The sequence below is a fragment of the Butyrivibrio sp. AE3004 genome (assembly GCF_000703165.1).
Taxonomy (GTDB): Bacteria; Bacillota; Clostridia; order Lachnospirales; family Lachnospiraceae; genus Butyrivibrio.
Genome location: NZ_JNLQ01000002.1, coordinates 2,480,313 through 2,503,277, shown reverse-complemented (window position 1 = coordinate 2,503,277; position 22,965 = coordinate 2,480,313). Strand labels below are relative to the sequence as shown.

Genomic DNA, 22,965 nt, shown 5'->3' with positions numbered 1-22,965 from the left:
ATAAAAAGTTTTTAAGGAAAAGAGGATTAGTTATGTATAAGAAGAATTTACTTAAAGCTACTTCGGTTTTAACAGCATTTGCACTTGCAAGCTCAGCAATGACAGGCTGTGGCCTTGGAAAAAATACAGAAACATCTAAAGCTTCAGATCAGGTTCAGGATATTAAAGAAGAGAATCCTGAGGCTGAGGAACTGGTAGATACAATGACCAAAACAGCATTTACAGGTAATAAGAAAAATGCTGATAGCGGTAAAGAAGAAACTGTATATGTTATGACAGATGCAGACGGAAAAGTAGATGAGGTTGTTGTAAGCAACTGGTTAAAGAATGCATCAGGTGATAAGGAACTTACAGACAAGACAAACCTTAAGGACATCGTGAATGTAAAGGGCGAGGAGTCCTTCAAGGATAACGGTGACGGAACCGTAACATGGGATGCGGAAGGTTCTGACATCTATTATCAGGGAACACCCACTGAGGAAGTTCCCGTTGGCGTTAAGGTTACTTATGAACTTGACGGAAAACAGATGAAGGCAGATGAAATTGCAGGAAAGAGCGGAAGCGTTAAGATTCGTTTTGACTACACAAACAGCCTTAAGAAGGAAGTTGAAATTGATGGTGAAAAGGAGAACATCGATGTACCTTTTACCATGATTTCCGGAACAATGCTTGATAGTGATAAATTTGCAAATGTAAAGGTATCAAACGGTAAGGTTATTTCAGATGCCAACAACTATGTTGTAGTCGGCGTTGCAATGCCCGGACTCAAGGAATCTCTTAAAATTGATGACGAGAAGCTTGAGGAAAAAGACATTTCTAAGGATGATGTTGATATTCCGAATTATGTGGAAATCACAGCAGATGTACAGGATTTCGAACTGCCTATGACAGTTTCAATGGCAAGTGCCAATGTTGTAGCAGATCTGGGACTTGATAAAATTTATAATTCAGATAAGATTACAGACTTAAATGATGATATGGACAAGCTTTCAGATGCATCAACAGAGCTTAGAGACGGCTCAGGTGAGCTTGCTGACGGAACACAGAAATTTGAGGATGGTACAGTAGAGCTCTACGACGGAACTGTAGAACTTAAGGATGGAACCAAATCTCTTAAGGATGGAACCGGCCAGCTTGTAAGCGGTGCTGCTGAATTAAAGGATGGAACAGGTGAACTGAAAAACGGAACAGGCGAGCTGAGAAACGGAGCAGGTGAGCTGAAGAACGGAACAAGCGAGCTTAAGAAGGGCACAGGTGATCTTAAGAAAGGCACAGGCGATCTCAAGAAAGGAACAGGCGACCTTAAGAAAGGCACAGGCGATCTTAAGAAAGGTACCGGTGATCTTAAAAAGGGCACAGGTGATCTTAAAAAGGGAGCAGGTGATCTTGCAACAGGTACAAATGATTTAAAGAAGGGTGCCACTGAGCTGGATAAAGGAATTGTGTCATACACTGATGGTGTTGGACAGATTTATACAGGTGCAAAGAGTCTTGATGATGGCGCAGGAAAGCTTGTTACAGGTGCGACAACACTTACCGGTGGCATTACTTCAGCAAAGACCGGCGCTGAGCAGTTATCTACAGGCGCAGCGCAGCTTAGCGCAGGTATCGATAAGGCTGCTGATTCCGTAAGAGATAATCTTGCAGGTGTCGATGCGGCACTTACAGCTTTTGCTAATCAGTTCGGACCTATCATGGCTGAATACAATCAGATCACAGCAGGAGCAAATTTAAATACACTTAATGTATCTGCAAACAGTGCAGATGATGTTCAGAATCTTATAAATGAGTTAACAGGAAAGATTGCAGATGCCTATGCTGATGACATTGCCAAGGAAACCAAGAGAGCAGATGAGGCTGAGGCCAAGGCAGAAGCAGAAACCAAGAGAGCAGATGATGCAACAAAAAGAGCTGAGGATGCGGAAAATGCCTTGAAGGAAGCCGGAAACGGTCAGAAGAGCAATCAGCAAAACAGCGAAAGCACATCTGAAAATGTGAATACAGATGAGAATGCAGAGCCCAAGTCCGAGGGAAACAAAGAGAGCAATGCTCCCGCTGAAAATAATGGTGAAGCAGGTGCTGAAACAAATAATGTAAATACAGATGAGGGCAATACAAACAGCGAAGCTACTGTAAACAACGAAAACAGTGCAAATGAGACAAGTCAGACAGAAGAAAATGTGCCCGAGGAAAATAACGAGAGCACATCTAACGATCAGATTGATGTAAATACTCAGGAAGAACAGACATCAAATGATGAGGCCATGCAGTCAGCTCCTGAAGAAAATACACAGAATAATGATTGCGCTACAGAAATCTATGATGAAAATGCGGAAGAGGTTGTATCTCTTGATGTTGTAAGCGGAACAACAGAGTATTCTGCAGAATCCGATTTTGCTACAATCTCAGCTGTAACAGGTCTTAACGTTCAGGATCTTATGAAGATGCAGGCTGTTGGCCAGCAGACAGTTGAAGCTATGAAAGTAAGCGGAGCAGAACAGGCAGCTTCATTCACAGCAGGCTGGGGGTCTGAGGTGAGCAACCTTATGAAGCAGGGAGATTTGCAGACAACAGCTCAGATGAAGGTTTACTACTATGGTCAGGCACTTGCTCTTATTGCAGAAAATGTTAAGACTCCCACACAGACAAGTACTGAAGGAATGACCAAGATTTTTGCAACTTATCAGTCACTTCAGACCTCAAAGAAGTCTCTTGAAATGCTTTATAACGGAACAGGTGAAGGCGGACTTAAAGATATTCAGGCCGGTGCAGCACAGCTTGCAGTTGGTGCGAATGACTTAAAGGAAGGTATGAAGAAGCTTGATCAGGGTGGTACTACTTTCTCAACCGGTCTTTCAGCACTTAAAGAAGGCGCAGGAAAACTTGCTTTGGGAGCAGAGACACTTAACTCTAACAGCACAGCACTTAAGAATGGCAGCAAGCAGTTAGCAGACGGAGCAGGAAAACTTGCTGACGGTACAAAGCAGTTAAAAGACGGAGCTGAGAAGCTTGATGACGGAGCAGGCAAGCTTAACGACGGTGTAGGCAAGCTCGATGACGGAGCAGGTAAGCTTCATGATGGCGTAGGTAAGCTTGATGATGGTGTAGGCAAGCTCGATGATGGAGCAGGAAAGCTTGATGACGGCGTAGGAAAACTTGCAGATGGTACTGTAAAGCTTGATGATGGTGTAGGACAGGTTGCAGATGGTGTAGGCAAACTCTACGACGGAACAGTCGAGCTTGATGACGGAGCAGGTAAGCTCGATGATGGAGCAGGAAAACTTAAGGATGGTGTTTCCAAATTGAAGGATGGTGCTGTGGAACTTAACGATGGTGCAAGAAAACTTGCCGATGGTATGGTTGAGTTTGATGAGGATGGTATTCAGAAGCTCACAAGTACTGTTGATGAGGATATCGTATCTATCAAAGACAGACTTAAAGCTGTAGATGAAGCTTCTCAGAGCTATACTTCATTTTCTGGTGCAAACGAAAATGAACCCAGTACAGTACAGTTCATCATACGTACAGCTCCTGTAAAGGCAGACTAATAAAAACTGAATTTCACCAAGCCCTTTGCTGACATCGAAATTCAGGCAAAAAATGAATCGCTCCCGGAACGATCAAAGTTCCGGGAGCGATTTTTGTAATTGAGTAGAGTATTTAGGATTTTTACCGTGCTTATTGTGTGCCCGAAAGAATTTTTTAGAGAGGTATCAGCATGCATCCATGGCGAGCTTGATCGCGCCCATGATACCCTGGTCATCGTTAAGGCTTGCCGGAACGATGTAGTCATCTAAGTGGTTCATTTCGTCGGTTACAATGTAGCCGTTTAAAAGCTCCTTGAATTTTTCTCTGATAAGCGGGAAAAGCTGCTCCTGATGCATAACGCCTCCGCCAAGAATGATCTTCTTGGGACTCAGGATGAGAGCATAACTCATAAGAGCGGTTGCGATATATTCACTTTCGATTTCCCATACTTCTTTTTTATCTGCAAGCTGTGAAGCATCAACGCCCCAACGAGCCTTGAGTGAAGGGCCCGCTGCAAGACCTTCCAAACAGTTGTCATGGAAAGGACATACACTCTTTCCAGGATCGTTTTTTACGAGAGGAAGACGGATGTGTCCAACCTCAGGGTGAAGCATGCCGTGCAGGAGCTTGCCGTTTGACATAACGCCACCACCGACACCTGTTCCGATTGTGAGGTAGATAGCATCTGAAAGACCTTTTGCGCAGCCCCATGTAATCTCACCAAGAAGAGAGCCGTTTACATCCGTATCAAATCCTATCGGAATGCCAAGTGCTTCTTTTGCTGCGTTTACAATGTTGTAGCCGGACCAGCCTTTTTTTGGAGTTGAAGTGATACTTCCATAGGTTGGTGATTCTTTTCTTAAGTCAATAGGACCAAAACAAGCAATGCCCAAAGATTTGATATCTTTTCCTTTAAAATATTCAAAAATCTGGGGCATGGTTGTATCGGGTGTTTCAGTAGGAAATTTAACCTGTTCGAGAATTTCTCCGTTTTCGTTACCAATGGCGCAGACCATCTTGGTTCCGCCAGCTTCAAGTGCTCCGTATAACATATCCTTCCTCCGTTCTTCTTATATACATAAAGCCATAATTGATTTTGATTATTCTCAATCAATTATGACCTTTTGTCCTCTTTCAACATTATAACAAATATAGTAGAATAAATGCACTATGGATTTATTTGAATACGCAAGAGAAAAAAGCATGAGTAAGGAGTCACCGCTTGCCGCAAGGATGCGCCCGAAGACCCTTGATGAGGTAGTGGGGCAGCAGCATATTATCGGAAAAGACAAGCTTCTTTATCGTGCCATAAAGGCTGATAAGATCAGTTCAATAATATTGTATGGACCACCCGGAACCGGAAAGACAACCCTTGCTAAGGTCATTGCCAATACTACCAAGGCGGATTTTACCCAGCTTAATGCGACGGTTGCAGGTAAAAAGGATATGGAAGAGGTTGTAGCCAAGGCTAAGCAGAATCTTGGCGGTTACGGCAGAAAAACAATACTTTTTATAGACGAGATACATCGCTTTAATAAGGGGCAGCAGGACTATCTGCTTCCGTTTGTTGAAGACGGAACCGTGATACTCATAGGTGCGACCACAGAGAATCCCTATTTTGAGGTTAACGGAGCTCTGATTTCAAGGTCTGTTATTTTTGAGCTGCAGCCACTTTCGGTTGATGATGTAAAAACTCTGATGAGAAGGGCGATTACCGATACAGTAAACGGTATGGGATCCTATGATGCGGTTCTTGAGCCGGAAGCAGAGGAGTTTCTGGCTGATATTGCGGGAGGCGATGCCAGACATGCGCTGAATGCCATTGAGCTTGGTGTTATGACCACTGAGAGGAGTGATGACGGTAAAATACACATCACAAAAGAAGTGGCAGAGGAGTGCATACAAAAGCGTGTTGCCAGATATGACAAGGATGGTGACAACCACTATGACACTATTTCCGCATTCATAAAAAGCATGAGAGGCTCTGACCCTGATGCGGCTGTCTATTATCTTGCAAGAATGCTTAATGCGGGAGAGGACCCCAAATTTATTGCCAGAAGGATGGTAATATGTGCTTCGGAGGATGTTGGGAATGCGGATCCTCAGGCACTGCAGGTGGCAGTAGCCGCTTTTCTTGCAACCGAGAGAATAGGAATGCCGGAGTGTCAGATCAATCTGTCACAGGCGGCTAGCTACATAGCAACAGCTCCTAAGAGCAATGCAGCAGTGGAGGCAATTTTCAGCGCTATGGAAACAGTAAAGAATACGGGAAATCTTCCCATACCGACACATTTACAGGATGCACACTATAAATCTGCCGCAAAGCTTGGGCATGGAATCGGCTATAAATATGCCCATGATTATCCCAATAATTATGTTGAGCAGCAGTATCTTCCATATGAATTGAACGGAAAAGAGTTTTACAGTCCTTCAGGGAATGGATATGAAGTAAAGATAAAGGAGCACATGAAATTCCTTAAGGAACAAGCTAAAAAGCAGAAGGAGTGAATTTGAGGAATCTCTTATCAAGAATAGTAAAGCAGTTTTTTGATGGAATAAAAAATATTTCCCCGAAACGAATGAGAGTTATAAGTATTGTTTTCAGTATAATAGCAGTGCTTTCTCTGGTAGTATCGATTGCCTGTGTTTCGGGTGTTTTTACACAAAAGAAAGAGACGGCCAAAATCGTCGAAGAAATCGGACCTGAAGTTACAGAGGCACCAAAGGAGAAGAGTTACTTAAACGAAGATGTACTTAAAGCTATCACAGGTTCGGGTGACCGGGTAAAGAGAGCGCTGGATGAGAGACCTGCTACCGTGGAGGTCCCGGATGAAGAGCTTTCCGATTACGTAAAGGTTGGAGGGTGCCTTATTGGAGATAGCGGATCTGTTGAGGTCATGGGAGATGCCGAGGCGATTCCGACATCAGATGATAAGTACTACTATCTTTTTGATGCTGCAACCTATGAGGAAAGCTTTGATTTTGAAGCTGAGCCCATATCTAAAACCTACAAGGATAGGGAAATCAAGTTGACTGCCGCACTGAATAAGGGTGAGTCAGGCTCACGACTTTTTAAAAAATTTGTTGTAGCAGTAAAAAAGGATAACGAATATAAGACTGTTTCACACGCAAGCTATATTACAAATCCTGAGGCTACAGCTGCCCATAATTACGGCGGAATGCAGCAAAGCTCCAAGAAGGGACTTTTGATAGATCCTTCAAGGCTTGGTGATGTAAGCGACCTTGGGGTAAATTATGCTACTTATAATATTCCGTTAAACAGGATTCTTTCACCCGGGGCTGAAGGCTCTGTATCCTATACATATAATGGTGTAACATATCATTTTAATCAGAGAATCTTAGACGAATATGATTATCTTTTTACCACTCTGAATAGCAAAGGTATAGATGTTGCTGCGATAGTTCTTAATGATGTTTCTCCTTCCAATTTCCCGGAGGTGACTCATCCAAGCGCAAGAGGAGGTTCAACAGCCCCTTATTATATGTTCAATGCATCTGATGAGAGCGGTGTAAATGCGCTGGGAGCAATAGCGTCATTCCTTGCAGGGAGATACTCAGGGGCAGGACATGGCAGCGTTTCCATGTGGATAATAGGTAACGAAGTCAATGCCAGAAAAGAATGGAATTACATGGCTCAGACGGATCTTGAATCTTATACTGCTGCCTATGCCAGAGCTTACAGAGTTTTTTACAATGCGATAAAAAGCACAAATGCCGGAGCAAAGGTTTATATATCTCTTGATCAGCAGTGGGACAGAAATATGAAAGGCAATCCTGATTATGACGGGAGGGATATGCTGGATACATTTGCTTCGTCCCTTAAAAACTATGGTGATATTAACTGGGGACTCGCTTTTCATCCTTATACGGTACCGCTTACGGATGTCGATTTCTGGAATGGTCACAAGCTGGTATCCGATTCGGCTGATTCGTCCTTCATTACTATGAAAAACATAGATGTGCTGACAAATTATATGAGCAGCGAATCCATGCTTTACAACGGAAATGTAAGGTCTATAATACTTAGCGAGGTGGGATATACCTCCACTAAAGGCGATACGCTTCAGGCGGCAGCTATAGCATATGCTTACAGTAAAGTTGCGGCGAATCCCAATCTTGAAGCCATTATGTTTTCAAGGCAGACGGATGCTGCGGAGGAGATTGCTAATGACGGGCTGGCTATGGGACTATGCACAGCCGGGGGCGGACACAAATTTTCATATGATGTATTCAAATATATGGACACTCCTCAGCGTGAGGAATATATCTCATTTGCGAGGGGAATTGTCGGTGTAAATTTTTAATTTGAGCAGAGCACTTAGCGAGGAATTCTATGAGTTCACAATACCTGACTTTATACAAGATGATAGTGCTTTATATGCTTAGAAGGTCAGAGGGGCGTCTTAGCAAAGCACAGATTTATGATTTTATTTTGGAAAAAGAATACACAAATTTCCTGACGCTTCAGGAGGTTTTCAGCGAACTTGCAGACTCGGATCTCATCACTGAAAAAAGTGAGGGAAACAGAACCTATCTGAAAATGACAGATGCAGGTGCTGAAACATTGGAGTTTTTCGGGAACAGAGTAAATCCCTCAATTAAAGACGAGATAGATGAGTTTTTCAAAGAAAACGGCATGAAGATGAGGGATGAAACAGCTATCGGAGCTTATTACAAAAAAACGGGAGAGAATGAGTATACGGTTTATCTGTCTGCAACGGAGGGCGGTAGCTCACTTATAGATATCTCCATTCCTGTCTGGACGGAAGAGGCTGCTATGGCTGTCTGTGAAAACTGGAAAAAGAAAAACTCTTCGGTTTATCGTTTTCTTTTGACAGAATTAATGTAACTTTTATATTTGATTGTGACTAAAAGCGTTACAATTTATATATGAAATATTTATGGCAGTGTTTACTAATTTCATACATTGTCTTTTGTCTTATATGTTCGTCTGCGCTTAAAGTGAGCGCAGATGATGGCTTAGAGCGGCAATTTCGCATTCTTTTTATTTCTTCTTACGGTTTTTCCAATGATGCGGTACCTCAGCAGCTTGAGGGGTTCGAAAAAGGGATTGATGGTGTCAACGTTGACATAAGCTATGAGTTTATGGATGCTGACAAGTATTATGGCGGCCTGGATATCGAAAATTTTGATAAATATATACGGTATAAGGTTTTTTCTATAAGATCGTATGATCTTGTTGTGGTGGCGGATGATCCGGCTTTGAGATATGCGATCAATAACAGAGATGCGTTGTTTCCCGGAGTGCCTCTTGTATTTATGGGTGTTAACAACATGACTGAGGCCATAACCGCATCTGCAATGCGAAATGCGACAGGTATATCCGAAAGTCCTGATCTTGAAGGAAACTATGAGCTGATGAGGCAGCTTTTTCCAAGCAGAGAGCATATAAATGTTATTGTGGATTCATCAGTTGCCGGGCAGGGTGATTATGTGGAATTCATGAAGTTCAAGGATAAACATCCTGAGATCAATTGTACTGTGATCAATACTTCTTATTATACTGCTTCGGGAATAAAGGATGTTCTTGGTTCTTTGGACAGTGACGATATTATTTTGTTTCTGGATTTTTCTGTAGATGGTGAAAAAAGGGCATATTCCCTGCAACATGCATCGGATTTTATTTTAAAGTATGCACCTGAAATCCCTGTAATAAGACTGACATCAACAAATGTTGGCCATGGAGTTTTTGGTGGAATTTCGTATTCATATTTTGAAGCCGGAAGAATAGCAGGAGAAATTTCAAAGCGGATTTTTGGCGGCGAAAACCCGGATAATATTCCTTTGATGTCTTCAAATGTTACTACTCCGTATTTTGAACAGAGTAGAATGGACAAGTTTGGAATAAAGTATTCTCAGCTTCCAACGGATTCGGTTGTAATAAATGAGCATGAAAATCTTGCGAAGTTTTATCGTGAAAATAAACTCCTTAGTAATATGATCATTGTGATTATCTTACTGATGATCGTTATTATTGCTCTGCTTTATGCGGCTAATACACGCAGAAAGAGAATGATCAGAACAGACTTTTTGACTCAGATGCCAAACAGAAAAAAGATTATAGAGGATATGAACCAGGCTATTGCTTTGTCCGTACCTTTTGGCCTTATTATGTTGGATGTTGATCATTTCAAGGATATAAACGACACGTATGGGCATAAGGTTGGCGATGAGATAATTGTGGGAGTTGCTGACAGATTAAAGGTGCTGACGGATAAGACTGTTCTGTTTGCAAGGCTTGGAGGAGATGAGTTTTGCGGATTGTTCACTTCTCCTACAACAGGTGTAGGAATCTGTGAGGAGATTATGGACATTACTAAAGAACCTTTTAAAACGTCTGAAGGAGAAATAAAGCTGACCGTGAGTATGGGGTGCGCAATGTATCCGAATGATACAGACAATCCCAACAATGTTATGGAGTGTGCCGACAATGCGCTGTATGTGACTAAGGAAAACGGCAGGAATGGCTATACAATGTATGGAGATGTTAAGAATAAATGAGCAGATGGCAATTTACCCTGCGTAAAAGTAGAGGTATTTGATGACAGCACCACTAGTCTGCAGCATATATCAGACCGGCTGAATTGCGTGAGTAGTAACCGGTGTCAAAAAGTTCTTTTTCAATATTTTCCGCAGTAATGGTTATGGGGTTTAGCAGATAGGAGGGAACTACTTTAGTGCCATTGTTATAATCTTTTATATTATAGGAGCATTCAAAATCCCACTTTGATTCATCGATGAGGTCACTGGTGGGATTTCTTCCTGACAAAATTGACATTCCAAGAGAAACCGTAACTATTGACTCTTCTTGAAGGGCTTTGTAGACGGTCATGCTCTGAATGCCGTTTATTATGTTGTAAATGTTGGCAATATCTCCGTCCTGTCCGGTAAGAATTACAGTGTTGGTTCCGAGGTAATTAGACTCCAGTGCCTTAGCAGCTCCGAGAGCAGTTGAGTCATTTGCGCAAAGAACAGCATCAAGCCTTGTTCCTTTGGGGTAGTATGAATTGAGAATTATCTGAAGCCGTTGCTGAGCAATATCCGTTGACCACTGTGCAGTTGACGTTTCATAAAAACCGGTTTGTGTGGAAGGTACAATTAATTTGCCATTATCAATGTAGGGCTTTAATGTGTCGTAGGCACCCTTATAGAAAAATCTGGCATTGTTATCCACAGGATCGCCGGTTACAAATTCTATATTCTCTGAATCCTGAGAACTGTCCAGATCCAGTGAATCAATTATGTATTCTGCCTGTAATACACCAACCATGTAATTGTCAAAAGACACATAGTAATCCACAGCATCCGTGTTCATGATAAGTCTGTCATAAGCGATGATTTTTACATTTGCTGCTCGTGCTTCCTCGAGGACGCTTGATAGTGCGGCACCATCAACTGCTGTTATTACAAGTATGTCTGCACCTTCCGCTATCATTTTACGGAGATCGCCTATCTGTGTATCGATGAGGTTATTTGCGAATTTGACAATTACGTCACAACCGTTTTTCTCGAATTGATCTTTGAGGTATGATCCATCACGGTTCCAGCGTTCAAGGAGTTCATCAGGCATGGAAATGCCGACAACTGTCCGGCCATCATTTGAATGATTGTCGACAATTGAAGATTCTGTCTCTTTTGGCTCATTTGCTTTAGGACTAGGCGTCTTAGAGCTACAACCCGACAGAAAGAGACTTATTATAATAATTGTAATAAGATATATTTTTAATCGATTTAACATAGTGACTATGTTGTATTGCAATTATGAAACACGTTGTCAGTTGCAGTGATCGAAAAATATGATTTCAAAAATAGTAGAGTCTTATATTAATATCATATATTTTGAAAGGATATAAAGCCATAGATTGCGGGTAAAGTTAATGAAAATATCATAATTAAAGATACGTTACCATGCATTTAAAAATACACATTATCAATAAAATTTATTGACAATGCATATTTCAATTGATACAATAACATTTGTGACTGACTTAGGTCACGGATTGCTGGCATAGCACAGTCGGTAGTGCGTCGCATTGGTAGTGCGGAGGTCACGGGTCCGATTCCCGTTGCCAGCTCGCCCTTAAATCCAGTATTTATCTGGGTTTAAGGGTATTTTTTTGTCTAAAAATAGTGGTCGTAAAGTGGTCGCAACCTATTTATCAACCAAAACATGACCTTATTTCGTCAAGTCTTGCATCCTGCTGAACGGCTCTGATGTAGTGTAGAGTAGTGTTTTTGTCTGCATGACCAGCTGCGCACATGACAGTTTGAAGATCACCTCCGGTTGCTCTGGCTAGTTCCGTTACGCTCCAGAATCTTATCTTGTGAGATGAGAGATAGGGGACACCTGCTTCCGTCGTGATAGCCTTCAGATGGTCGTTAAAATGCCCTGTATTGAGTGGATTGCCATGACTTGTAACAACAATGTGATCAGATAAGTCATCCGGCATTCCAAGACTTTTAAAGACGTCAATGGCTCTGTCAGATAGCGGAAGGATACGGGAACCTTTTTCACCGCCTTTTGTGTGTGCGAGCTCAACATGATGGTTAATGCCGTTCTCATCCTTTCTGAGCACAACCTCACGGGAAACGGATATTGTTTTATTTCTGAAATCAATATCGCTCCAACGAAGGGCTTTTAGTTCACCGATACGCACACAGAGACAGAACATAAGCTCAATTCCGTAGTCGTAGCCACTTTTATCCTTCTTTTCAGACAGGACTTTCAGGATCGCTTCATGGTCCTCATTTGTATAAACAGAAAAAGCAACCGGAAAGTAAATCCCGATTGCTTTTGCAAGTATAACAATATCATGTTAAAAAACAGATTGGAAGTCACATAGCATTACAAATCATTACAGATAAGCCACATAGCATTACAAATCATTACAGTCAACATCATCCTCTTTGGAATATGACTTAATAGTGTAATTCAATTTCATTTATCATAAAACAAAAAGCAACCAAAAACGAATCACGGTTGCTTCAGCAAGTATAATAATATCACCCTGAAAAAACGATGAAAAGTATTCAGGAGTGTAAACCTAGTGTAAAAAAGGAGTCTAACAGTGTAAACCAAGTGTAATATCAGATGTTATAAATCAATCCCGTATGCTCATGATAATAATATCATTATGAAAATGAAAAGAAAATTTACAAAAGGTATACAAATGGTATACAAAAGGTATACAACGAATAAAATTTTGAAGGGGTTAAGTTATTAGATTTTTGGCCGATAACCTTAATGGAACATTATCACTATCTTAGTCGAACATGGAGGTTGGCTATGATTATGTCTCGCTTACACGGAGGTATTGGGATATGAACATTAAAGCAACTAATCTTTCCATAAAAATGGATTCTAATATTAAGCAGCATATCGTAGGAATTCCTGATTCTAAATCCAAGTCACGTTCTCATAAGAAAAATGATTTGCCAATCATGGATGTAGAAAAGTCTGCTACTGTGGATATTTCAAAAGATGGTAGAGAACTTGCTAAAAAACTTCGTGAAGATAAGCGTAAGGAAATAAAGATCAATATTGAAGAGACCTGGAAGCAAATCGGAGAGGCCGACAGATTGTCAAACAAAATCGAAAGCGGTGAAGAGCTGACAGATGTTGATAAAGAGTTTATCAATGATAATCTTCAGAAGATTACATCTGAACGATACGTGTATAATAAAACACATATTATCACGAAAGATGAATTTGAAGCTATTCTCAAAGGTTTGAAGGAAAACTTCGAGGCACGTCTTAATATGTATGCCGATATGCAAAAAAAGTTGGATGCGCAGGGACTTGAGGATGAGCACAATAAAAATGCACAGTTTATAGCAAAGGCTAAGCAGGATGAAAATGAAAAACAGCGAATTATTGACATACTAAAAGAGACCCTTGATGTCGATGATGAAGATGAAGAAGAGGAGAGCAAAAAAACTGAATCTAATGAGAATCAGGATGATAATGCATTAGAATTTGATGAAACCGGTAAAACTGCAGACGAGCAACTGATTGACAGAGCTTTCGATTTAATTGATAAAAATAAGGAAGCTGTCGATGAGATGTCCTCTCGATATGTAGCGGCTGCTGAGAGTAAGAATGAATATGATAAGTTGATGGATGAAGAATTTCTTAGGATTTCCGATTTGCTGGCTAATGATGAACTATCTGAAGAAGAGAAATTGAAGGAGTTCAAAACATCAAATGATTATATGACAGAACTTAATGCGAATAAGATACGACAGGAAGTAATTAACAGATTTGATTTTTCATCCTGGCTCATAGGGAAGATTGAATTTAATAACCATAATAAACTGAAGGATGTTCTTAATCTTGATGGTGTGGATTCTGGTATGGGTGGAATAGATATGGTAAGAGATTTTCTTATCAATGACAATTCATCACTTAGGAAATAATAGGTACATTTAAACCGTATCTAAAGCAACCATTGACCCTTTTATTAAGCCGAAAGTGGTCTTTTATATAAAATTGGGCGTGTGATTATTGCATGCTCTAATTTTATTTGTGTTTATTGGAGAATTATGAGGGAGACATTATGGTATAATTATTATAAATAGAAATATGAAAGAGTTGGAACATGGAAATAAAAATAAATGAAATCATTATTCCAGATGACATTGATTCGTTACCGGACTTTGATTGCTTTGACTCAGATGAATGCAATGAATTAGTAAAAGGACTATGCGGTTATGTCTTATCTGAGTCTTCAAAAGAGATAAATAAGTATAGATATGGTGAAGTGGCCATTTCCTATAATACTGATAATGGAACACAAGCTACAATAAATGGTACATACCATCATATAGAACTTAATGAATTGTTGAATCCTTCGGCTAGATATTTTAACGACATCATAAGAAATTCTTCGTTCAACAGTGTGATTATTGTACATAATCATCCTAATAACCAGATTTTTTCATTTCAGGATGTAAGACTTTTTTATGGAAATGATTCGATTAGTGCCATTTTGGCCGTTGGGAACACTTCAGATATCTTCATTCTTGTAAATAATAATGTGGATGTGATGTCAAGGCGCAGGCTATACGCTCATATGGTTCGTATGAGGGCGGAAATTATTAAGAATAATTCAGGGATAAAAAGCTATCAGGTTGAGGATGCATTAAACCAGGAGGTTATGAGACTTCTTAGTAATCCAAAAGAATTATCTGATGAATTTGGATTTAAACTGATTCATAAAAATAGAAAGAGGTGATTTTATGTCATCAGAAAAGGAAAGATGGGAAATACTAGATAAATTGGATATGGGATATAGTTTGGATGAAGATAATTCAGGACAAGTGATAGAAGATATTATTGTTGATGACAAGACTTTCCTTGAAGCATCAAATGGTCTTTATAGTAGATCAGAATATATGCAGGCGAAAACAGATGTTGAATTGTCATATGCACTTATGCAGGATCCACCTGAAGGGTTGGTAGAAAAACTGCTTAAGGCAAAAAGGAATGTTGAGGATTATATTAATTCCAAGCGAATTTTTATTCCAGCTAAGTAATGAAGGCGAATTAAAAGTGGTCTTTAAAGTGGTCTCTTTTATAAAAGAGAGCACCGAAAACCTCCTTTCCATGCGGGTTTTCGTAACTGGCTATTATCCGATTCCCGTTGCCAGCTCGAATTAAAAAACCTCAAGGCTTTCGAACCTTGAGGTTTTTCTATTATACTCAAAAAATTTTTTTAATTCTGTTTATTAGTTATGGAATAAAAATGATGTCAGGCTTTTGGTGCTTAAATCCATGAATAGGTTTTTTCTTCAGCAAGAGTCTCTGGTGCTGCTACGATAGTCTTGGGAGCTTTGGCCTCTTCGATCCAGGAATAAGTCTTTTCTTCTTCAATATCTTCAGCGTTACTTCCTTTTCAAACTAATACAGGGTTTTGCGCTTCATGGGAGAAGATTAACATGGATAAAATCATAATTAAATATTTTAAATGCATAAAATGTACAACATATGATTGTATAATTTGGCTATAACTTTTTTATAATAAATCCACTTGAATTTCAAAAATCCTGTAAAAATCGCATTTGTGGCATTTGAACAAATGTAATATAGATGATCTTTTAATGGAAAATAGTGTAAAGTCGAAAAAAGTCTTTATAAACAAATGATTAACTATAGTATTTTTTATACAGTCGACTTTGATTTTGGCAACTATACTTTCCATAATGACGACTATCAAAGTAACCTTAATATATGATATAATTTTTTGACTATTAGCTTATGGAGATAAAACATGACCTTTGAATTTACTACGTTGTTATTCCTGACCGTTGCACTGCTCGCGTATTATTTTTCTGCACCGAAATACAGACCGTTTGTGCTGATGATGGTTAGCTTCGGATATATTGCGATCATGAGCAGACTTGCCTTTGCGTTTATGGTGGCAGTCTCTGTATTCACGTACGTCGCAGGATTTTTAATCCATAGATTTCATGATGGAAGACCGGTTCTTTCGAAAGTACTGACTGTTTTAAGTGTGGTTGCATGCGTGTCCTTGCTCAGTGTCCTTAAGATGGGAGCTGTCTTGAGAGCAAGGGATACACTACCATCTTTTATGGCGTGGGCAGTATTGCCTATCGGTTTTTCGTATTATATTTTCCAGTCTATCAGTTTTTTGGTTGATACGGAAAAAGGGAAAACAGAACATTTTCCGTCACCTGTGGATTTCCTTTTGTATCAGTCGTTTTTTGCAAAATTCATAAGTGGTCCTATCGAGAGAGCAGAGAACTTCTTTTCACAAAAAGAGGCTGCTGCTACAGCGAAGTTTTTTAACGAGGAAAATCTGAACAGAAGCTTTGCGTATCTTGTTTACGGCTTTAGCATGAAGCTGATTCTGGCAAACAGATTTGCTAAGTACACGGAGATACTTCTTAATAATCCTGATTTTCATTCAAGAATAGGACTTATTGCGGGCAGTCTGATGTATACACTTCAGATATATACTGATTTTGCAGGCTATTCATCAATAGCGATAGGAATTGCGCTTCTTTTTGGTATCAGGCTTACTCAGAATTTTAAGGCACCGTATACAGCAAAGAGTATGTCTGATTTTTGGCGTAGGTGGCATATCTCTTTAAGCAATTGGTTAAGGGATTACATTTATATTCCTCTTGGCGGAAACAGGAAAGGAGCATTTCGTAAGTACCTTAATACGGTGATAGTATTCTTTGTATGCGGCCTGTGGCATGGAAACGGCTTGAATTTCGTGGCATGGGGACTAATTCACGGATTTTTATCGGTAGTGGATAATTTCCTGGAATCCATGCATGTTTTTGAAGCAAAAGCTATGAAGATTGTAAGAAGAATTCTGGTATTTATCAGCGTGTCGACTGCATGGATTTTCTTTGGCTGCGAGAGCTTGTCGAGGGCACTTGTATATGTAAAGAACATGATTCTTGGAAGCGGTGTTACTATGAGCTGGGCTGAGGAAATGGAATTTCTGGAAATGAGTAACTATCAGTTCTGGATCATGATAATAGGCGTTGTAATCATGATAGTTATGGATGTTTTTTCAAGCATAAACGAAAAGGATTTTCCCGAACTTTTGATGGAAAAAGCTTTGTCTGTCAGACTTGCGGTTTTATTCGTACTTTTGGTGCTAATTCTTGTTTATGGAGTGTATGGACCGTCTGAGCAGGTTATCGGATTTATGTATATGGATTTCTGATATTTGGATAATATATTACTTTGAAACATTTAATAATCGACTGCTTAAGAGATTGATGTAATAACAAAAATATTTTAACGGTACAACAAAGACATTTGGTTGCTATAACAAATATCGAGCAAAGGTTTTTAAGGAGATAAATGAAAAAGATACTGACATATACAGCATTTATACTGGCGTTTGTAATAACAATGAGTAGTCTTGACAGATTGCTTTCCAAAAAATCAATTCACGGAATAAATCAGGCGAAGAGTTTTTATGCCCAGCCTAAGGATTCGATTGATGTTCTGATGCTAGGTTCAAGCCATATTCATTGTGATGTAAATACTGCTTTGCTCTGGGAAAAATACGGGATTGCAGCTTTTGATTTCAGTGCTGCTGAGCAGACTTTGTGGCAGACTTACTATTATTTTAAAGAAGCTTTAAAAACACAGCAGCCCAAAGTAGCGGTTTTGGATTTTTATGCACCCGCTAATTTCAAAAATGATTATCAGTATGACTTTTTGTATGAAAATCTGCAGGGACTAAAGCCATCCTTCAACAAACTCGCACTTTTTGCGAATAGCTGCGAGGTTATGAGATGGGATGATTATTTTCCTGATTTTTTCACTTATCACAATCGATATGAAGACCTGGGAGAAGAGGATTTTGATGCGCTTTTTGGGAGGGAAGACCTTATAACTTTCAAGGGCTATACACCATACTGTGCTGTGAAAGCTCAGCCTGTGCCGGATTTTAATGTGACCCTTGCTGCTGATCTTACACCCAAGTCGGAGAAATATCTTCAGAAGATAATTGATTTTGCCAATGATAACAACGTAAAGTTGTTCTTTATCGTAGCTCCTTATGCTGCGGAGAATAAGGAGATGCTTTCATATAACAGGGTTGCCGATATTGCAGCGAGCAACGGTATAGAATTCATAAACATGAATTATGAATATGATGCGATCGGACTTGACTTTGAAACAGATTTTAATGACCATTCTCATTTAAATTATGAAGGAAGCTGCAAATTTACAGATTATCTTGCGTCAGAACTGTTTGGAAGATTTGGGGGCGACATGATCGACAGGCGCGGAGATGAGAGATACAAATCCTGGGACGATAGTGTGGCACTTACTGAAAAAATGAGGCTTGAAGCAAAGGAAAAAGAGGAAGAAAAGCTTCTTAAAGAAAAAGAAGAAAAGAAGAATAAAAAGAAAAAGTAATAAAACGAAGAAGCAGCAAAAGGGCAATTTAAACCTATAGCTTCGAATAATAATCGAATATGTTGCGTAAAATATAAAAAACATATAAAATTAATATGATTTTTTTGTTTTAGTTTTTGGTTTAGTTATATATGAGGGTAACAATTTGAAGGGGAAAAATATTAGAAAAATAGGCAAGAATACAGTTGTTGCGTGTATTATGGCAGCGGCCTTAACGGTCAGCACAGCTGATTCATATAAAGTGTGTGCTGAGTTTTCGACTTCCGGAGAAGATGCTGCCACCGGGGAGATGCAGACAGACACTTCGGGTATGATCGGAGAAGTGGGAGAGGCTGATCCGGATAAGGCCACTGATATAGGAGATATTACAGAGACATTTGAAGTTTCCTTAACAGAAGGTGGGTTAAACGGTAACAGACAATCCGATGAGAGCAGTGCATCCGATACAGATAACCCTGCGGAAGAAACTAATGCAGATGGAACAGACAATGGTCTTGAAACTGGTAATGGTCTGGAATCAGAGTCTACTATTGATGCGGGGAATAATCTTCAGGCTGCAAATGGTTCAGATTTAAATAGCAGCCAGGATATGAGCGAAGTGCCTGAAAGTAGTGGAAATACTCCTGCAGCTGATGTATCAGAAACAGTTTCCGGTCCTGATGCTCCTCAAAATACAGACACTCCGGAAACTCAGGACAGTAATTCTTTGCAGGTGGGAACTACCACTTTAAATGAAGCCTCGGTTTCTGTAAGTAATCTTAGTGCAGCTGGTACTGCTGATGAGACACCTGTATATGATGGTAATAGCCATGAGGTCAAGGTGAGCCTGAATGCCCAGACAGTTACTATAGGAGGAACCGATGTAGCTGTGGTTACCGCTACGGATTCCTCAGGTGAGACTTTTTATATTTCGGGACTTGCTGACAACAAAGTGACTGTAACGGCGCAGAATGTTGCCGATACAACTTTTGATGTATCATTGTCGGGAACGATTGTATATAACAGTGAGCTTACACAGGTGACAGCGCCTGCTTCACTTAAAGTTTCTACAAGCGGTGTGGTTCAGAAGAGAACAGTTACCTTAAGGTCCATGAATCTTGTTAAGACTTATGACGGCAATCCGATAACAAATGGCAATACGCCTCTTGCGGAAGAAGACGGCTGGGTAGAGGGACAGGGTGCATATTACACCTTTACCGGATCAAGGACTGCAGTAGGAACCGATATTAATGCGTTCACCATCAGTTCCGTGAAGGAAGGAACCGATTTAAACAATTACCAGATAAATTACACTTATGGCGGAATATCTGTTGTTGAGAGAACGGATGCTCAAAAATATATCATCACTATTGAGGGTATTGACGGCATTGGTAAATATTCCGGAAAAGAGCAGACTATTTCAGGTTACACACTTGAGGGCAGGAGCGATTCCGAATATCAGATAAACGGAAACGGTGACCCTGCTCAGGTACTTACGGTTACGATTGGCGATTCAACATTTACAGTAACAGGCATATCTGCTACGGCCACAGGTAAAAATGCAGGAAATTATCCCGTTGCCATAACCGGTTCACCAGTAATCAGGGATTCCGAAGGTAATGACGTAACAAATCAGTTCAAATTTGAGTTTAAGCCCGGTGTTTTCACTATTGATAAGAGAAAAGTAATACTCACATCGGCCAGCCTTAAGAAGAAATATAATAATAAGGTGTTGGAAAAACATGAAGTAACCGTATCCGGGGATGGCTTCGTTGAAGGAGAAGGTGCTACCTACAAATTCACCGGAAAGCAGAAAAAGGTAGGAGAAAGTTATAACTACTTTACCTATGAGCTGAATGAAGGTACACTGGCAGAGAACTATGATATTGAAAAAGTTCCCGGTGTTTTATCAGTTACAAAAGCAGGTGATACTGCTGTAAACGAAGAGAAAAAGGATAAATCCGATACGGGTGCTGAGGCTCAGAAACCTTCAAATAATTCTGAAAATCAGGAAAACACATCGGATAATTCCGGTACATCAAGTGATTCAAATGCTTCAGGTAGTTCTGCTTCAAAGGCTGATACAACGGATCAGACAAAGGCCGATGCTTCAGTGACCGAGGCGCCGCAGGATGGCACCACATCCGCAGGAAATGAAAATGTTCTCGGGGCCAAGAGAGGCCAGGACGGAACTGTGAGCGTGGGTGCCGGAAAAAAAGGCGACAAAGTTCTTGGTGCGAGAAGATCTTCAACAGAAGACGATACTAATATGGAAGGACATCTTGGGATATTTGCAGCTGCTGTTCTTTTACTGGCTGCGATGACTATTAAAAGAGATAAGAGATATAAGAAATGACTGATTCAGAATCACGTATTTATGGAAAAAACTTAATCTGCATTTGTGTCGATGAGTTTTCGGACAGGGATTTTAACGGTGTCTTGTGGACCCCCTACGAGGAAGATGCACTTCCTTTCGGAAGTGGATATGAGATGGTAATGTTGATGGACAGACTGTATGATAACTGGGATTTTCCTCAGAGGACTACATCTTACAGGACTTTTGGACAAAAGGATAAATCCAGGGATTATCACAACCCCAACTCTATAAGGAAAAGAGAGCCTATCAGATCTTTGAAGACCTACAGGGGTGAAAAGGCTACATTTATTGTACAGGTTAAGTTCAGACAGAACAGCTCCTGGCAGGGACAGGTACTTTGGTCAGAAAAGAAAAAGAACGTTCATTTTAGAAGTGCACTTGAGCTATTGAAGCTTGTCAACAGTGCGCTGGAGCAAACAGAGAATTGACAATGAGTCCGGGAGGCTTTTGCTTTTCGGACTCGTTTTTTTTGGGAATATGCGATAAAATAGATGGGTGTGTTTTTATGACAAAAAAACAGTTAGCATTGGAAGTGATAAACAGGCTGAGAAAAGAGTATCCCGATGCGGATTGTACTCTTGATTACAGTGAGGCATGGCAACTCCTTGTGAGTGTAAGGCTTGCTGCTCAGTGCACTGATGCACGGGTTGATAAGACAACTCCGCTTTTGTATGAGAAATTTCCGACTGTGGAGGCTCTTGCAAATGCCGATCCTTCGGAGATTGAGGAGATCGTAAGACCATGTGGCCTAGGAAAATCCAAGGCGAGAGATATCAGTGCATGCATGAAAATGCTTCATGAAAAATATGATGACAAAGTCCCTGATAACATGGAGGAATTACTGGCACTTCCAGGTGTAGGACGAAAAAGTGCCAATCTTGTTATGGGAGATGTTTTTGGCAAGCCCGCAATAGTTACCGATACACATTGCATAAGGCTCAGTAACCTGATAGGACTTGTGGATGATGAGAAGGATCCCGCAAAGGTTGAGAAAGCTTTATGGAAAATAATCCCTCCTGAAGAAGGTAACAGCTTATGCCATAGATTTGTGTGGCATGGGAGGAAAGTCTGTGTTGCAAGAAGGCCTGATTGCAGTAATTGCTGTCTGAAGGATATCTGTAAGTATGGAAAGAAAAATGCTTAAGGCTTACCGTAAAGTATGGATAATGGCTTGCGACAAGCATAACTGTTTTACAGGGGAGCATATTAGTAAATGTTTATAAGTAAACTTTTTATAGAGTTTGTAATATATAGTTTTGTTGGCTGGGTATATGAATGTATTTACTGCACAGTCAAGGAAGGACATTGGAGAAACAGAGGCTTTTTATTTGGACCTATCTGTCCTATTTATGGTACAGGAGCTGTGCTATGCTCTATTGTGTTTGGGTATCTTCCGTGGTTTAGAGGAATACCATACAACATGATTCCAATTTGGAAGATTTTTCTTATTTGTGCAGTGGGCAGTATTATTCTTGAATACAGCACATCATATTTTCTTGAGAAAAGATTCCACGCGGTTTGGTGGGAATATAACGACATTCCGCTGAATATTAACGGACGTGTATGCGTCCCGGCAACAGTAGGATTTGGTGTTGCGGGTGTGCTTGTTACCAGATTTGTCCTTCCTTTTTCTGAGAAAGTTAAGGCAATGGTGAATCCGTATGTAGCAGAAGTTATTGCGCTTTTGCTTATGGCATATCTTGCAGCGGATCTTGTTCTTACGGTGTCAAGTCTTATTCATCTTCTTGATATGGTCGAGGGAGCGATGGCAGAATTTGATGAAAAGATGGAGGATGTGTATCAGACAGCTGCAGCTACACCGGTAAGGGCTAAGGAAGCAATTACCGCTGTTCCCGCAAGAGCAAGAGAGGCTATAGCATCAGCAGCGGAATCATTGGACTTCAGACAGAGATATCAGCTTAAGAATATAAAGAATTTCAGATTTAAACGCCCTGTCTTCAGAGGTGGCAGGAAGTTGAATACAGACAGAATGTCAGAGTTTTACAAAGGTCTTCAGGATAGAATAACCGGCAATGAGAGATAGTGTAAGTTTGTTTGAAAAATAAAAGAACTGCCCGAAGAAATCCTTTTCAAGAGATATTCAGAGGGCAAGAGAACAGAAGGTGAA

The 22,965-nt window shown here is 40.3% G+C and carries 17 protein-coding genes and 1 tRNA gene; 15 read left to right on the top strand and 3 right to left on the bottom strand.

Annotated elements, in window-relative coordinates:
• The first annotated feature begins 32 nt into the window (after window positions 1–32).
• Window positions 33–3,548, top strand: a complete 3,516-nt coding sequence (locus tag BV60_RS22120) for a hypothetical protein (RefSeq protein WP_051656739.1) — start codon at window positions 33–35, stop codon at window positions 3,546–3,548.
• A gap of 165 nt (window positions 3,549–3,713) precedes the next feature.
• On the opposite strand, the gene BV60_RS0113805 is transcribed toward BV60_RS22120, so the two are convergent.
• Window positions 3,714–4,580, bottom strand: a complete 867-nt coding sequence (locus BV60_RS0113805; protein ID WP_029322656.1) for an ROK family protein — start codon at window positions 4,578–4,580, stop codon at window positions 3,714–3,716.
• 118 nt (window positions 4,581–4,698) lie between these two features.
• Between BV60_RS0113805 and BV60_RS0113800 the strand changes: the two genes are divergently transcribed.
• The 4 genes from BV60_RS0113800 to BV60_RS0113785 are packed head-to-tail and all read left to right on the top strand — an operon-like array spanning window position 4,699 to window position 10,071.
• Window positions 4,699–6,036: a replication-associated recombination protein A gene (locus BV60_RS0113800; protein ID WP_029322654.1), complete on the top strand. Its 1,338-nt coding sequence runs from the start codon at window positions 4,699–4,701 to the stop codon at window positions 6,034–6,036.
• Window positions 6,037–6,038: 2 nt separating this feature from the next.
• Window positions 6,039–7,853, top strand: coding sequence for a DUF5722 domain-containing protein (locus BV60_RS0113795; RefSeq protein WP_051656738.1), 1,815 nt, complete (start codon window positions 6,039–6,041; stop codon window positions 7,851–7,853).
• A gap of 29 nt (window positions 7,854–7,882) precedes the next feature.
• Window positions 7,883–8,398 carry a DUF4364 family protein gene (locus BV60_RS0113790; protein WP_029322651.1) on the top strand — a complete coding sequence of 172 codons (516 nt, stop codon included), beginning with the start codon at window positions 7,883–7,885 and terminating at the stop codon, window positions 8,396–8,398.
• Window positions 8,399–8,439: 41 nt separating this feature from the next.
• Window positions 8,440–10,071, top strand: a complete 1,632-nt coding sequence (locus BV60_RS0113785) for an ABC transporter substrate binding protein (protein WP_081846694.1) — start codon at window positions 8,440–8,442, stop codon at window positions 10,069–10,071.
• A 52-nt stretch (window positions 10,072–10,123) separates the two neighbouring features.
• On the opposite strand, the gene BV60_RS0113780 is transcribed toward BV60_RS0113785, so the two are convergent.
• Window positions 10,124–11,308: a substrate-binding domain-containing protein gene (locus BV60_RS0113780; RefSeq protein WP_051656737.1), complete on the bottom strand. Its 1,185-nt coding sequence runs from the start codon at window positions 11,306–11,308 to the stop codon at window positions 10,124–10,126.
• Window positions 11,309–11,572: 264 nt separating this feature from the next.
• Between BV60_RS0113780 and BV60_RS0113775 the strand changes: the two genes are divergently transcribed.
• Window positions 11,573–11,645, top strand: a tRNA-Thr gene (locus BV60_RS0113775).
• Between the two features lie 84 nt (window positions 11,646–11,729).
• Here BV60_RS0113775 and BV60_RS0113770 read toward each other — a convergent pair.
• On the bottom strand, window positions 11,730–12,353 hold the full coding sequence (locus tag BV60_RS0113770; RefSeq protein ID WP_255358148.1) for a tyrosine-type recombinase/integrase: 624 nt from the start codon (window positions 12,351–12,353) through the stop codon (window positions 11,730–11,732).
• A 538-nt stretch (window positions 12,354–12,891) separates the two neighbouring features.
• Between BV60_RS0113770 and BV60_RS0113765 the strand changes: the two genes are divergently transcribed.
• From BV60_RS0113765 to BV60_RS21180, 9 genes are all read left to right on the top strand, one after another.
• Window positions 12,892–13,986, top strand: coding sequence for a hypothetical protein (locus BV60_RS0113765; protein ID WP_029322643.1), 1,095 nt, complete (start codon window positions 12,892–12,894; stop codon window positions 13,984–13,986).
• Between the two features lie 182 nt (window positions 13,987–14,168).
• Entirely contained in the window at window positions 14,169–14,804 is a 636-nt protein-coding gene (locus tag BV60_RS0113760) for a hypothetical protein (RefSeq protein ID WP_026510552.1), read from the top strand.
• Between the two features lie 4 nt (window positions 14,805–14,808).
• Window positions 14,809–15,105 (top strand): hypothetical protein, encoded by a 297-nt coding sequence (locus tag BV60_RS0113755; RefSeq protein WP_022760917.1) that lies wholly within the window; start codon window positions 14,809–14,811, stop codon window positions 15,103–15,105.
• A gap of 734 nt (window positions 15,106–15,839) precedes the next feature.
• Complete coding sequence (locus BV60_RS0113750; protein WP_029322641.1) at window positions 15,840–17,273, top strand: MBOAT family O-acyltransferase; 1,434 nt, start codon at window positions 15,840–15,842, stop codon at window positions 17,271–17,273.
• A 140-nt stretch (window positions 17,274–17,413) separates the two neighbouring features.
• On the top strand, window positions 17,414–18,481 hold the full coding sequence (locus BV60_RS0113745) for a hypothetical protein (RefSeq protein ID WP_029322640.1): 1,068 nt from the start codon (window positions 17,414–17,416) through the stop codon (window positions 18,479–18,481).
• Window positions 18,482–18,680: 199 nt separating this feature from the next.
• Window positions 18,681–20,816 carry a hypothetical protein gene (locus BV60_RS0113740; protein ID WP_197029564.1) on the top strand — a complete coding sequence of 712 codons (2,136 nt, stop codon included), beginning with the start codon at window positions 18,681–18,683 and terminating at the stop codon, window positions 20,814–20,816.
• Window positions 20,813–21,265: a hypothetical protein gene (locus BV60_RS0113735; RefSeq protein ID WP_029322636.1), complete on the top strand. Its 453-nt coding sequence runs from the start codon at window positions 20,813–20,815 to the stop codon at window positions 21,263–21,265. Before BV60_RS0113740 ends, BV60_RS0113735 begins: the two co-directional genes overlap by 4 nt.
• A 77-nt stretch (window positions 21,266–21,342) precedes the next feature.
• Complete coding sequence (locus tag BV60_RS0113730) at window positions 21,343–21,981, top strand: endonuclease III domain-containing protein (protein WP_029322635.1); 639 nt, start codon at window positions 21,343–21,345, stop codon at window positions 21,979–21,981.
• A 69-nt stretch (window positions 21,982–22,050) separates the two neighbouring features.
• Window positions 22,051–22,881 (top strand): putative ABC transporter permease, encoded by an 831-nt coding sequence (locus tag BV60_RS21180; protein ID WP_051656736.1) that lies wholly within the window; start codon window positions 22,051–22,053, stop codon window positions 22,879–22,881.
• Window positions 22,882–22,965 lie beyond the last annotated feature (84 nt).